The following is a 12823-nucleotide window of genomic DNA, read 5'->3' on the forward strand; positions in this document are numbered from 1 at the left end:
AATTCAGGCCCTTCGGTGCACTCAGATATCCAATACAATTCGTCCCCTTGGCTGAGAACAACAGATCAAAACATTGCCTTCCTCTGCATCCTCCAAGGGGTCTTCAATATAGGTGACCTCTCCCTCCAGTAATGGGCACATACAGGTACTGCAAATGCCAGAGCGGCAGCTGAACTCGGGTGCTAGGCCTAGATCTTCTGCGAATTCCAAAAGCGATCCGGTGTTATTGTGCCAGAAACCAGTGACCCCTGATTTGGCGAAAACGACTTCAATTCCTCCGTCCTGACTTTGTTGAGGGGGCTGATCGGGGGCGGGTTTTACGGACGCTGCCTCTACCAAAGACGTAGCGGAGCCAAAAAACTCGTATGATATGCGCGCGTCTGATATTCCGAGGGAACGCGTCAGATTATACATGGCCTTCATGAAGGGCGTCGGTCCGCAGAAATAGACCTCATAGTCATCCAGTGGTAGAAGGGACTGCAATAGTTCTTTCGTGATGTATCCAACAGAATGATGCTTGGCTGTTTCGATATCCGCAGGTGTTGGGGCACGATAGACGAAATGAACCTTAACACGGCTCTCATTTCCTTCTGAGAGGTTTAGTATCTCATCACGGAGGGCATGAATGTCGCCATTCTCGCAGGCATGCAGGAAAAAAACTGGACGCTGCGTCTCGATCAAACTGTGAAACATGGACACCAATGGTGTCAGGCCGACGCCTCCGCTCAACAGCAGCACGGGGCGATCCGATGCCTCGTTTAAATAGAATTCACCCCGCGGGGCGGCGACCTCTAAAATCGATCCCACATCGACCTGATCATGCAGATAACACGATCCAATACCGGGTGGGGCATCAGGGGCATGAACTGGCGCGCCTTCCTTCTTCACAGTAATGCGATAGCCAGACTTATTCGTGACATTGCTGGAGACGGAATAGGTTTTCAGGACTGTCTTTCCAGCTGTGCCTGGCACACGCACAGTGATGTATTGCCCCGGTTTGCAGGCTGTGACTTCCTGCTCATCCAAAGGTTCCAGGTAAAACGATGTGATGATCGTGCTCTCGCGAATTTTCCGCACGACTCGAAACGGCCGAAAACCTTCTGTCATAAAATCACGCGGCTTCGACAGATTTTAATTTGCGCTCATCCTCGATCATTTGAGACAGCTTCTTGCGGAAGCGCAATTGGCCATTGTCAATTGCCAAGTCGATATTGGGATTGGTCTTTTCGTTCATCCCATTCTGCACAGCATTCAGGATAATGCGGTCTTCTTCAAACGCTTGCATAACGCCCTCGCTCATCATTTTTGACAGGGCTTCATCCTTGGGACGGACATTGCGCAATTGGAACCAATAGTAGCGTGTCTTGCCGTCCGTCATGGGGGTCATGAAATTAAAGCTGTCCATGATAAAGGTTCTGGGATCGTCTGGACCATTCTTTCCGCCGGTGCCCGCTGGCTTAAAGACCGCACGGATGAAGGCGTGGCTGGGAAAGCGCACCTCGTAATGCTGCAACCGGTCACAATTTCCCTCGAATTCTACGATTTTCTTGTAAAACGGGGCAGGTTCAACATCCATCATCCATCGCGAAACAACGACACACCCGTCTTGCACGTCTGTTTCCAGCGGCGTATCCCGTGTTGCATTCTGAGCAAAGGAAGTTTGATGGACCCATGCCACATGCGACGGATCCAGAAGATTGTCGGTTATATAGAGATAATTGCAATCAACCTCCATCGCCTTGCCACGGTTTATGCCCCAGGTGGGATCGTCGAAATGCTCAATTTGGAAAATCTTTGCTGGGTCGGCTAAGTTTGGGTCCCCCATCCAGATCCAGGCAAGTCCATAGCGCTCTTCAATCGGATAGGACCTCACCGTGGCGTTTGACGGAACACGACCTCCGGCACCGGGGGCCGCGATACAAGCGCCACTGCAGTTAAAGGTCAGGCCGTGATATCCACATTCAATCGCCTCTCCCTTCACCCGTCCCATTGAGAGCGGAAGTTTGCGATGCGGACAGGCATCTTCCAGGGCAAATAAGGTCCCAGACTGAGTGCGAAAGACACATATTTTCTCATTGAGCATGAGAATTTGGCGCGGGGTCTCGTCGATCTCGTCGCTCCACGCCCCTACATACCATGAGTTTCTCAAAAACATAATTCAGCCCTACATCCAATTGCGCTGTCGTATACATTACTGGATATAGGCTAGAAGGGCTTCCACATTCTTCTCAATTATTGTTTAGGTACACTAAACAAGTCTTGGGCCACGTTTTGACCCAACAATCGAAATCCAGTCTAAAAACTCAATGGCAGAATCAGAGCTTAGGGCAGAGCCACTCCAGCAGACATAGTAGGGAAAAGGCATCCTTATTGCGGCGTCCGAAATACGGACAAGCCGCCCTTGAAGCAGGTCCTTCTCGACAAATGAATCCTGTCCCAAAGCAACACCATCCCCATTTGCCGCAGCCTCTAATGCCAGGCTGGAGAGTTGGAAGGTCGTTATTGGAACTTTCTTTGGCATAGCAACACCACAAGCGCGAAACCAGTCTGGCCAACCAGGCGGGTCATTGTGCATTGGTTGCCAAGCAATAGCGATTAAGTCCAAGGAACGAAGCCCATCTGGCGTGCAGGCTTCTGGATATTTTTCAAGATAGCTTGGTGAACAGACAGGATAGCAATGGTCCGTGAAGAGCACCTTGGAATGGGGAAACTTGAAGGCCACTTCGCCATATGTAAGGCGGAAAGTCGTATCAACCAGCCGCCTGTCAGGCTCAATATGCGTGCATTCCATGCGATAGGTTGTGCGTGCGTTGCTAGGCTTGAACGATGGCAGGTTGGGGTTCAGCCATTTGATCATCAGGGACGGCAATCCACTGATCGAGATGTCATGAATGTTCTGAGCATTCACAATAAGGTTCTGAGCCTCTCGCAGCGTCTCAAACCCTGCGGCAATCATATGGTGGTATGTCTTCCCAAACTTTGACAGTACCAAACCACGGCCATCCTTTTGGAACAGCGGGATTCCAACATGTCCTTCGATCTGCTTGATTTGCTGGCTGATTGCACCGGGCGTGACATTCAACTCACCCGCAGCGATTGAAACAGATCCTGAGCGCCCAACTGCTTCAAACGCCAAAAGGGATCTCAAAGGGGGAAGCTTCGTGCTCATTTCCTATCCCAAAATTTATTGGAGCCAGTATTCTCACCAACATTACATTAGAAAAACTACAATTTCGTTTAGGATTTGCCAATTGTAATCGCTATTAGACTTTGGCTAACTGTTCATTAAGAAAAACAGTTCCTAAGCGGTTTAATCAGGGGGAAAATTGCCAGCAACGATGTTGCGCTCTTTTTTTCTATACACGGATGGGAGACTACAATGACATTTGGAAATCTAAATCGGCGGACTGTTTTAGGCGGACTTGCTGGTGCCGGTGCAGTCGGCGCGCTTGGCATATCCCCAAAGCGCGCTAACGCGGCAAACAAAGGCGGTGCCTTTAGAATTGGCGTTGGAGACTTCAGCACCAGTGATACGATCGCCCCAACTGTCGCCGAAACTCGGTTTACCACCTATTTGAGCTTCCAGGTAAGAAACTGTCTGGTTGAGGTGGGTCCTGGTGGCGTTATCGTCCCTGAACTGGCCGAAAGCTGGGGGGCAAGCGCAGATCTTAAAACCTGGACCTTTAAAATTCGCAATGGCGTCGAGTTTCATAATGGGAAACCTCTCGTAGCTGCCGATGTGGTCTATTCTCTGAACCTTCATCGGGGGGATGACACGACCTCTGCAATTAAATCGGTTATGGCCGCGGTGAGCGACATCAAGGCAACATCAGACCATGAAGTCGTTGTAACGCTCGATTCCGCAAATGCTGGATTCCCGTCGATCTTGGCGTATTTCCAAACCCAGATTGTGCAAGATGGCGATAAAAATTTCGACGCCGGTATGGGAACCGGGGGATACATTCTGGAGAGTTTCGAGCCGGGCATTCGGTCAAAGGTGAAACGGAATCCAAATTACTGGAAGGCGGATCGCGCCCATTTTGATACGGTCGAGCTTATCGCAATTAAGGATGCCTCCGCCCGAACCAGCGCGATTACCACGGGCGAAATCGATGCAATGAACTTTGTGGATACAAAGACGGCGAAACTCATTGCGCGCAACCCCAAGGTAAAAGTGATCCGCACGCCCGGGAAATCACACTATGCCTATTGTGTGCGTACTGACACGGCGCCATTCACCAATCCCGATGTTCGCCTGGCCCTGAAATACGCAATAGATCGTCAGGATTATCTAGATAAGATTCTGAGCGGTTTTGGTACCTTGGGAAATGATCAGCCAATCAATGCCGCTTATGAATATTTTAATCCGAACATCCCACAACGGGAGTATGATCCAGATCGTGCTAAATCCTTGATGGCAAAGGCTGGCATGAGTGGGGAAACCATCAAATTGCATGTCGCAGACACCCCGTTCTCCGGAGCAACAGATGGGGCGGTCCTGTTCCGCGAGCACGCCGCCAAGGCTGGTATCAACCTGGAAGTGGTGCGTGAACCTGATCACGGATACTGGAGCAATGTTTGGGCAAACAAACCCTTCTTTGCGAGCCGTTGGAGCGGGCGCATCAATGAAGATCTGATGTTCTCCACAGCCTATTCGAAAGATGCCCTTACCACCGGATGGAACGAGACTTTCTGGGACAATGATGCGTTCAACAAGATTTTGATCGCCGCTCGCTCAGAAGTTGATGATGACAAGCGCCGTGCATTGTATTGGGAATGCCAAACCCTCATCAACGAAGAAGGCGGCATGATCGCGCCGGCCTTCGCGGATTTCGTTGATGCGGCTGCGGCGAATGTCGAGCATGGTGATCTATCATCAGATTGGGATCTGGATGGCGGCAGAGCGTCCGAGCGTTGGTGGTTCTCCTAAATACTGAGTGATTATACCCTGTTGGGGCAGTAGGTTACTGGTCCAACAGGGTTCAAATTCATTTCACTTTGTTTTACGTGAGAAGCAAGATGTCCTTCATGACAGCTCATGCGACTGAAAAATCCACCTCATTTGAAGCGGCATTCAAAGAGATTGGGGAACTTTTTCCGTCTCAGTTTACACAAAGCGATGCCATCCTTGAGCATCACAGCCATGGTGAATCCTGGCATCCAGCCGCCGCACCCGGCGGGGTTTTCTTTGCCGAATCCACGGAACAGGTCTCCCAGGTTGTCGCTCTGTGCAACAGGCATTCCGTGCCGATCATCCCGTTCGGCATTGGATCTTGTATCGAGGGGCAGGTTCAGGCCATTCATGGTGGCCTGACCATCGATTTAAGCAAAATGAACGAGATTGTCGCAATCCATGCAAGTGATATGGATTGCGTCGTCCAAGCGGGTGTAACGCGCCAACAATTGAATGAAGAATTGCGCGCCAGCGGTCTTTTCTTTCCCATCGATATTGGCGCCCATGCGACGATGGGGGGATTGGCATCGACGCGTGCCTCTGGCACGACCACCGTCCGCTATGGGACTATGCGCGATCTAGTTCTTTCAATGACTGTGGTTTTGCCCGACGGTGAGATCATAAGAACCGGACAGCGGGCTAGAAAATCATCAGCAGGCTATGACCTCGCCCGACTATTCATTGGTTCGGAAGGGACGTTGTGTATCATCACTGAATTGACCGTGCGTTTGTTTGGCATTCCTGAGGAAGCCCAGGCGGGCATGTGCAGTTTCGAAACAATTGAAGGCGCCACCAAAATGGTGGTGGAGGCCCTTCAGCTTGGTTTGTGCCTTAATCGAATTGAATTGGCAGACTCGCTTCAAATGTATGCGATCAATCGCTATAGCAAAACTGACCTGCCCGAAAAGCCAACACTGTTTCTGGACCTGACTGGATCGGTTGCGAATGTTTCTCATGACCTCGCAATCCTGGAAGAGCTGGCGACAGACAATGGCGCGATATCGTTTGAGAAGGCAGAAAACAAGGATGCCTATAACGCATTGTGGAAAATCCGGCACGACGCTCTTTGGGCCTCCCGTGCTTTAAAGCCAGGGGCAAAGGGTATCTCAACGGATGTGTGTGTGCCGATTTCTCAACTGCCCCAATGCATCTCTTCAATTCAGGATGTCGTCGCGGAATCCGGTTTGTTAGCACCCCTCGTGGGGCATGTTGGCGATGGGAATTTCCATCTGGTGCTTTTGTTTGATCCAGACAGCGAAGAAGAATTCAAGATTGCTGAATCCGTCAATGCAAAGTTGGTTCGTATGGCGGTCGAGATGGGGGGCACCTGTACCGGAGAGCACGGCGTCGGTATTGGTAAAAAGGCTTATCTGGACATGGAGCTTGGCGGTGCTGTTGGGGTTATGCGCTCTATCAAACGTGCCATAGACCCAAAGAATATCATGAATCCCGGAAAAATTTTCGATCTTTGAGATGGGTGTGACACGGTCATGACCAAGGTAAGTAATTTGATCCGCAAGGACGTCGCGGACCTGCCAAAATATAATGCCGGGCTCTCGCTGGATCGATTTCAGGCTATGTACGGCATTCCCTGCTTGGCCAAATTGGACAGTAATGAAAACCCAACACCGCTGAGCGAAGCTGTGCTGGCGGCGATGCAATCTGTATTGGCGAGTGCCAATCGATACCCTGATGCTGGCGCGATGCATCTGCGCACCCTTTTGGGCCAGCGTGTTGGTCTGACCGCTGACCAGGTCATTATCGGCAATGGGTCTGAAGATCTAATTGGTGCCATCTATCGGGCCATATTAACGCCAGGCGATCATGTGGTGACCGTGTGCCCCAGCTTTGGTCTGCATGAATTTGCGGCGCTGTCTATGGGCGCAACAGCAGCAAAAGTTCCGTTCAATGATGATTGGAGCTTTCCAACTGATGGGCTGATTAACGCCATCACCCCAAGAACCCGTATCGTCATTTTCAGTTCGCCCTCAAACCCAGCTGGACCAGTGATCTTGAAAGAGGATCTGAACAAAATTCTATCGGTGCTGGACGAAAACACACTACTGATATTTGACGAAGCTTATGGGGAATTTGTCGCCGAACCGTATGCCTTTGACAGTGTCGCTGCGCTGGCAGAGGCAATATGCCCCTGGGCGGTCTTGCGCACGTTCTCAAAGGCCTATGGTCTGGCTGGGCTGCGGGTTGGTTATGGATATATCAGCCATGCAGAACTCGTCGATGCGGTTGCCAAAGTTCGAAACCCATTCACATCCAATCTTGTGGCTCTGGCCGCTGCCGAAGCAACGCTTGCCGAGCCAGAGATCTTGGCATCCACAGTGGCACCCTTAACGGAGCGGCGAAAATTGCTTTCGGATGGGTTGGAAGCGATGGGTTTCCACTGTGCTCCATCCCAAGCAAATTTTGTGTTCTTCGATACAGGACGTCCGGCGACAGATGTTGCAGAGGCGTTGCGGAAAAAGGGTGTCCTTGTGAAGGCTTGGTTGGAAGAACCTTACACTCAATTTGTAAGGGTCAGTGTTGGCTCTGCGGATGAGGTGAGTGCGTTTCTGAACGCTCTGCGTCAGATCGATAATCAGTCCTAAACCTTTGTAGTCCCTACCTAAGAGGCTGACTCTAATGACTCTCGATGCGAAACTTTACTCTGAACTGAATGACATCCGGTCAATGGATGCAGAGAATGCCCGTGCGTTAAGTGCAGAGTTCTATACCTCGCCAGATGTATTGCGCGCGGAAGAGGATGCCATTTTTCGCAGCCAATGGGTTTGCTTGGGTCATGTGGGTGAAATCCCGAGTCCGGGTGATTTCTATACTACAGAATTGGTCTCAGAGCAGTTGATCGTTGTTCGAGGGGAATCTGGAGACATCTCTGTGTTCTCCAATGTGTGTCGCCATCGAGGGAATCTAGTCGCACAGGGGCGTGGCAATCAGCGGAACTTCACTTGCGGCTATCACGCCTGGGTGTATGGCACGGATGGTAGCCTAAAGGCGGCGCCGTTGATGAAGGATGTGGCTGGGTTTTCTAAAGAGAAATGCGGTCTGCATGCATTTAGGACGGATATCTGGCAGAACTTCATATTTGTGAATTTGGATGGAACTGCAGAGCCGCTTGCTCCCCAAATGGGCCAGATGGATGCGCTGATGAAGAACTATCATCATGAACTCCGCCATCTGAACTTTATGGAGGAAGATGTCTGGGATACGAATTGGAAAAGCTTGGCGGAAAATTTTTCAGAAGGGTATCATCTGAGCGCTACTCACCTGAAAACGCTGCATCCGATTACGCCCACAAAATTGTGTAAAAAGACAGAGTTTGATCCGGCCTATACGGCGTATCATGCTTTTTATGATCCGAAATGGCCAGATCGTGGCCCTTTTCATGAGGACCTGACGGCATCAGAGCGTCGCAACAGCATTTTATCAGTGATCTTTCCGTGTTTTCTGCTCTCTATCGCGACACACTATACTTTGTTTATGTGTCTTAGACCCGCTGGTGTTGGGAAGGTCGCTATCCGGTGGGGGGTTGTTGGCTTTGGTACAGACTCGGAGTCTCAGAGTGTGAAGGACTATGTTGACTTATGCCGCGCCTTCAATGCAGAAGATCGCGAAAAATTAGAAATTCTGCATAGGGCTCTGCATACGCGCTACTATAAACTTGGACCTCTGGCACCGACGGATTTTGAAGGCCCAATTTGGGATTTTATCCAATATTTCGCGCATCGATTTGAGGATCGCTCAAACGGTTGATCGGATTCCCAAAGGAGAGGCTCATTGATATATAGAATGATACTCACCCGGCTATTGCTTGGCCTTGGGACTTTGTTTGTCGTATCGCTTTTAATTTTTTTCGCAGTGGAAACATTGCCTGGAGACTTGGCGCAGGAAATTCTTGGTCAATCAGCGACCCCAGAAACTGTGGCGGCTTTTAGAAAGCAACTCGGGTTGGATCTACCAGCTCATATTCGTTACTATTCTTGGCTTTCCGGTGTTGTCTCGGGTGATATGGGAACGTCTCTAGCCAATGGCAGAACCATTGCCTCACTGATCAGTGCACGGTTGGAAAATACAATGTTCCTGGCCGCACTGGCGGCGGTGATTTCGGTGCCGCTGGCGCTGTTTCTAGGCATTGTCTCAGCGCTGTACCGGAATTCATTCCTGGATAAACTGATTAACACGACCGCGTTGACCGCCATTTCAACACCAGAGTTCTTCGTTGCCTATATTCTGATTTTGTTTTTGTCGGTAAAGGCAGGGCTCTTCCCGAGCATTTCCAATATATCTAACACTCTAAGCATGTCGGAATTTCTCTATCGATCGATGCTGCCAGCACTCACGCTGACCCTCGGTGTTGTTGCCCATATGATGCGCATGACGCGGGCAGCTATCATCAACCTATTGGCCAGCCCCTATATTGAAATGGCGCATTTGAAGGGACTCTCTCGCACACGCATAATTTTGCACCATGCCTTGCCGAATGCACTGGCTCCGATCATCAATGTCGTATTGCTGAATTTGGCCTATCTCATTGTTGGTGTGGTGATTGTTGAGGTGGTTTTCGTTTATCCAGGGATGGGGCAATTGTTGGTGGATTCTGTCGCAAATCGTGACCTGCCTGTTGTTCAGGCATGCAGTCTGATCTTTGCCGCAACCTATATTCTTTTGAACTTGCTGGCGGACGTTTTATCAGTGGCCAGTAATCCTCGCCTCCTCCACCCGCGATAGGATTGTGAAGGAGCAGCAGTGAAAACCGTCACAAAATTTCTGACGACAACACCAGCCACAGCCCTTTTTGGCATATCGGTCCTGATACTCTTTCTGCTTGTTGGGATATTTACCCCCGTGATCGCACCTTATGGTGAGACCGAGATTGCAGGGGATCAATACGAAGTATGGAGTGAGACATTCCTTTTAGGCACGGACAATCTGGGGCGCGATATCCTAAGCCGGTTGATGTATGGAACCCGCAACACCGTTGGCATTGCGCTGTTGACCACATGCATTACCTTCTTGATTGGAACTTTTTTTGGCATGATTTCAGCGGCATTGGGTCGCCTGGTTGATCAAGTCATGTGTCGAATTATCGACGTCTTAATGGCTATCCCCTCCCTGATTTCGGCGCTGTTGTTGCTGACAATTCTTGGCACATCCATACCAGTCCTGGTTGGGGTCATTTCGCTGTTGGAAGCAACACGAGTTTTCCGACTGGCGCGATCCGTCTCTATGAATGTGATCGTGCAAGATTATGTTGAGGTTGCCAGATTGCGGGGGGAAAGTATCTGGTATGTGTTGGTCAAAGAAGTGCTGCCGAATATTCTAGCCCCCTTGGCCGCTGAGTTTGGATTGCGTTTCTGCTATGTCTTTCTCTTTATCAGCGCCCTAAGTTTCCTAGGCCTTGGCATTCAGCCACCAACAGCCGATTGGGGATCCATGGTGCGAGAAAATGCCGCCCTCATCTCGTTTGGTGACATAACCCCCCTCCTGCCGGCATTCGCCATCGCGTTGTTGACAATCTCAGTCAACTACATCGTCGATTGGTTCCTGCACAAAGCGAGTGGATTGAAGAATTAGATTGCGTTACTGATATCCTCTGACTTTATGAACTTGCCGTGCCTAAACCTACGTTATCAAGAAACTCAACCGTTCCTAATGTCATTGATCGGCACCATCAAATTGCATGAAACTCAGTTAGCAGCCATGTTCGGAAGGCCTTCGCCGTTGGACGCAGTCCAATGAGATCAGGGTAGGTGACCTGCTCCCCGGAGGCTATCCAGTTCTCGTCGGTGCCTCAAGTTTCATCTGACAAAGCCATTAAGTAGGTTCTTTCGGTTAGTGGTGTGGCTGCGTGATCGGGGCAGTCTTGCTATAGCATCTATTCGCATAGATCAGCGGGGATTGATTTGGGCTTAGCTGGATATCCTGAACATTGCCGATCAGTATCCAATGCGTGCCATATTCCACGGTTTGCGCGATGCGACAGTCAAAGGCAACGACAACCCCGTTTATTACAGGGCTGCCGGTGCTGAGCTGTTGATAATCGATCTGGTCAAACTTATTGGTGGATGGGGCCCGCGTTCGTCCTGAGAAGATGTCGGAAAGTACTGACTGGTCCTCCCGCAATAGATTTACACAAAACACACCGTTACGAATAACCATAGCGGCCGTCAGGCTCGCCTTGTTCAAACAAATAAGAAGGGAGGGGCTGAGAGAATCGGCGGAGACAGATGTCATCGCGCTGACAGTCATGCCGTTTATGCCCGCCGGTCCATCCGTCGTGACGACACATACGGAGGTGGCTGCCCTGCTCATTCCATCCAGAAACTTCTGTCGCATAAAGTGTTCCTCAAAATAGTTGTGCGATATGCGCATGTTTGTGCGTAGAGTAAACGAAAACTAAAAATTATGTCAATGGGGTTGCCAAAACATCATGCGACCGCATGAGCGAGGCAGACATACGCATCATGCGACCGCATGAGCGAGGCAGACATACGCATCATGCGACCGCATGAGCGAGGCAGACATACGCATCATGCGACCGCATGAGCGAGGCAGATATACGCATCATGCGACCGCATGAGCGTGGGGACAGTGAATGCTGTAGAGGGGCGTTATAAAAGACGTTACTCCCTTAGGATTCATCCGGGTCGCAGGCTCAAAAAGGCGATCAAGCAAAACTCGCTTATTGACAGGCCATAGAAATTATGTGACAAATAATGCACAAAAATGCGCTAAGCGCACAAATTATGTTTTACGATAAGAACCCCGAACAGGGGCGCATTCCTCGCAAGAGGAAAACCGATCTCACCTGCAAAAAGCCCAACAAGACGGCAAGGGGTGCAGAACTGACAATGGACCGGGGGTTCCGGCCAAAAACGATCCGTGGGAGGATAGAATGAAAAAACTTCTTATCGCCGCAATCGCCGGCGTATTTATGACAGCAACATCCGCACAAGCTCAGAACATGACGATCGGAACATCCCAACAGGGGTCTGCGTCCTTTCTGACAGGGTCTGCGGTTGCCAAGGCAATTTCCGAGGCGACAGATTTGAATCTGCGCGTGGTGCCAGAAGGCGGTTCAGAAATCATCCTGTCGCGCCTGCATGCAGGCGCCATGGTTTTTGGGATTGCGACCAGTCCGCCGTTAATCCAGGCCTGGGCCGGTGGTGAAGAATATAAGGGCGTTAAACAGGAAAATGTGCGCGTTGTTGCGGTGCTGCGCACGCTTCGGACCGCCTTTATGGTTCGAGCGGACTCCGACATTACCTCGACGGCTGATTTTGCCGGCAAACGTATCGCAGAAGGGTTTGGTCGCCAGCGCGCCGCAGGATTGATGCAGGATGCAGGCCTTGCCGCCGCCGGCGTTGATAAGGCTAATCTGACACTGGTGCCCGTCGCGGGCGGCGCAAAAGCCGTTGATGATCTGGTTGCGGGTCGACTGGATATCACGCATTTTTCTCTGTCATCTGGTAAGACGAGAGAGGCGGATGCTTCTGTCGGTATTCGTTTCCTCACCATCCCAGATACCGATGAAGCAAAGGCGGCGGCCAGCGAGTCCATGCCGGGTGTCTTTATTGAAACGGTAGAGCCCTCTTCCGCCTATCCCGGATTCTCCAAGCCCATCAATGTCATCGCGTCAAAATATCTGTTGGTCACCAATGCTTCCGCTGATGAAGATGCTGTTTATACTGCGACAAAGGCATTGTACGAGAATAAAGAAAGCCTTGTTGCCGCTTACCCTGCGATGGCGGAGTTTGATCCAGAAAATATGCGCATGGATCTGGGCGTTCCTTATCATCCCGGCGCTTTAAAGTTCTATGCAGAGATCGGTCAATAGAATCTGTATATTGGTTGGGA

Annotated in this window: 11 protein-coding genes; 7 read left to right on the plus strand and 4 right to left on the minus strand. The window is 50.6% G+C overall.

The window, feature by feature from the left end:
- Positions 1 to 21: 21 nt before the first annotated feature.
- The 3 genes from ACOSDR_RS18940 to ACOSDR_RS18950 form a co-directional block, all read right to left on the minus strand.
- Positions 22 to 1107, minus strand: a complete 1086-nt coding sequence (locus ACOSDR_RS18940; protein ID WP_420732242.1) for a 2Fe-2S iron-sulfur cluster-binding protein — start codon at positions 1105 to 1107, stop codon at positions 22 to 24.
- Positions 1108 to 1111: 4 nt separating this feature from the next.
- Complete coding sequence (locus tag ACOSDR_RS18945; RefSeq protein ID WP_420732243.1) at positions 1112 to 2155, minus strand: Rieske 2Fe-2S domain-containing protein; 1044 nt, start codon at positions 2153 to 2155, stop codon at positions 1112 to 1114.
- Positions 2156 to 2248: 93 nt separating this feature from the next.
- Positions 2249 to 3169 (minus strand): LysR family transcriptional regulator, encoded by a 921-nt coding sequence (locus ACOSDR_RS18950; RefSeq protein WP_420732244.1) that lies wholly within the window; start codon positions 3167 to 3169, stop codon positions 2249 to 2251.
- A gap of 210 nt (positions 3170 to 3379) precedes the next feature.
- Here ACOSDR_RS18950 and ACOSDR_RS18955 point away from each other — a divergent pair, with 210 nt between their 5' ends.
- The 6 genes from ACOSDR_RS18955 to ACOSDR_RS18980 all read left to right on the plus strand — a co-directional run bounded on the left by ACOSDR_RS18955 (position 3380) and on the right by ACOSDR_RS18980 (position 10540).
- Positions 3380 to 4930, plus strand: coding sequence for an ABC transporter substrate-binding protein (locus tag ACOSDR_RS18955; RefSeq protein ID WP_420732245.1), 1551 nt, complete (start codon positions 3380 to 3382; stop codon positions 4928 to 4930).
- Between the two features lie 98 nt (positions 4931 to 5028).
- The gene (locus ACOSDR_RS18960; protein ID WP_420732246.1) at positions 5029 to 6426 is read left to right on the plus strand and encodes an FAD-binding oxidoreductase; all 1398 of its coding nucleotides are present in this window, start codon (positions 5029 to 5031) and stop codon (positions 6424 to 6426) included.
- Between the two features lie 18 nt (positions 6427 to 6444).
- Positions 6445 to 7557: a histidinol-phosphate transaminase gene (gene hisC / locus ACOSDR_RS18965; RefSeq protein WP_420732247.1), complete on the plus strand. Its 1113-nt coding sequence runs from the start codon at positions 6445 to 6447 to the stop codon at positions 7555 to 7557.
- Between the two features lie 34 nt (positions 7558 to 7591).
- Positions 7592 to 8719 carry an aromatic ring-hydroxylating oxygenase subunit alpha gene (locus ACOSDR_RS18970; protein WP_420732248.1) on the plus strand — a complete coding sequence of 376 codons (1128 nt, stop codon included), beginning with the start codon at positions 7592 to 7594 and terminating at the stop codon, positions 8717 to 8719.
- 36 nt (positions 8720 to 8755) lie between these two features.
- Positions 8756 to 9694, plus strand: coding sequence for an ABC transporter permease (locus ACOSDR_RS18975; RefSeq protein ID WP_420732249.1), 939 nt, complete (start codon positions 8756 to 8758; stop codon positions 9692 to 9694).
- An 18-nt stretch (positions 9695 to 9712) separates the two neighbouring features.
- A complete protein-coding gene (locus ACOSDR_RS18980) occupies positions 9713 to 10540 on the plus strand; it encodes an ABC transporter permease (RefSeq protein WP_420732250.1) in 828 nt (275 codons plus the stop codon).
- Between the two features lie 258 nt (positions 10541 to 10798).
- Here ACOSDR_RS18980 and ACOSDR_RS18985 read toward each other — a convergent pair whose 3' ends face one another.
- Positions 10799 to 11302 (minus strand): flavin reductase family protein, encoded by a 504-nt coding sequence (locus ACOSDR_RS18985; protein WP_420722406.1) that lies wholly within the window; start codon positions 11300 to 11302, stop codon positions 10799 to 10801.
- Between the two features lie 559 nt (positions 11303 to 11861).
- On the opposite strand from ACOSDR_RS18985, the gene ACOSDR_RS18990 reads away from it, so the two are divergent.
- On the plus strand, positions 11862 to 12803 hold the full coding sequence (locus ACOSDR_RS18990) for a TAXI family TRAP transporter solute-binding subunit (protein WP_420722407.1): 942 nt from the start codon (positions 11862 to 11864) through the stop codon (positions 12801 to 12803).
- The last annotated feature ends 20 nt before the right edge of the window (positions 12804 to 12823 follow it).

Source organism: Hwanghaeella sp. 1Z406 (assembly GCF_048892425.1).
In the GTDB taxonomy this organism is placed as follows: Bacteria; Pseudomonadota; Alphaproteobacteria; order UBA8366; family Aestuariispiraceae; genus Pacificispira.

Coding starts and splice junctions, on each gene's coding strand:
- ACOSDR_RS18955 (WP_420732245.1), top strand. CDS start 3,380: ATGACATTTGGAAATCTAAATCGGCGGACTGTTTTAGGCGGACTTGCT.
- ACOSDR_RS18940 (WP_420732242.1), bottom strand. CDS start 1,107: ATGACAGAAGGTTTTCGGCCGTTTCGAGTCGTGCGGAAAATTCGCGAG.
- ACOSDR_RS18970 (WP_420732248.1), top strand. CDS start 7,592: ATGACTCTCGATGCGAAACTTTACTCTGAACTGAATGACATCCGGTCA.
- ACOSDR_RS18985 (WP_420722406.1), bottom strand. CDS start 11,302: ATGCGACAGAAGTTTCTGGATGGAATGAGCAGGGCAGCCACCTCCGTA.
- hisC (WP_420732247.1), top strand. CDS start 6,445: ATGACCAAGGTAAGTAATTTGATCCGCAAGGACGTCGCGGACCTGCCA.
- ACOSDR_RS18990 (WP_420722407.1), top strand. CDS start 11,862: ATGAAAAAACTTCTTATCGCCGCAATCGCCGGCGTATTTATGACAGCA.
- ACOSDR_RS18975 (WP_420732249.1), top strand. CDS start 8,756: ATGATACTCACCCGGCTATTGCTTGGCCTTGGGACTTTGTTTGTCGTA.
- ACOSDR_RS18945 (WP_420732243.1), bottom strand. CDS start 2,155: ATGTTTTTGAGAAACTCATGGTATGTAGGGGCGTGGAGCGACGAGATC.
- ACOSDR_RS18950 (WP_420732244.1), bottom strand. CDS start 3,169: ATGAGCACGAAGCTTCCCCCTTTGAGATCCCTTTTGGCGTTTGAAGCA.
- ACOSDR_RS18960 (WP_420732246.1), top strand. CDS start 5,029: ATGACAGCTCATGCGACTGAAAAATCCACCTCATTTGAAGCGGCATTC.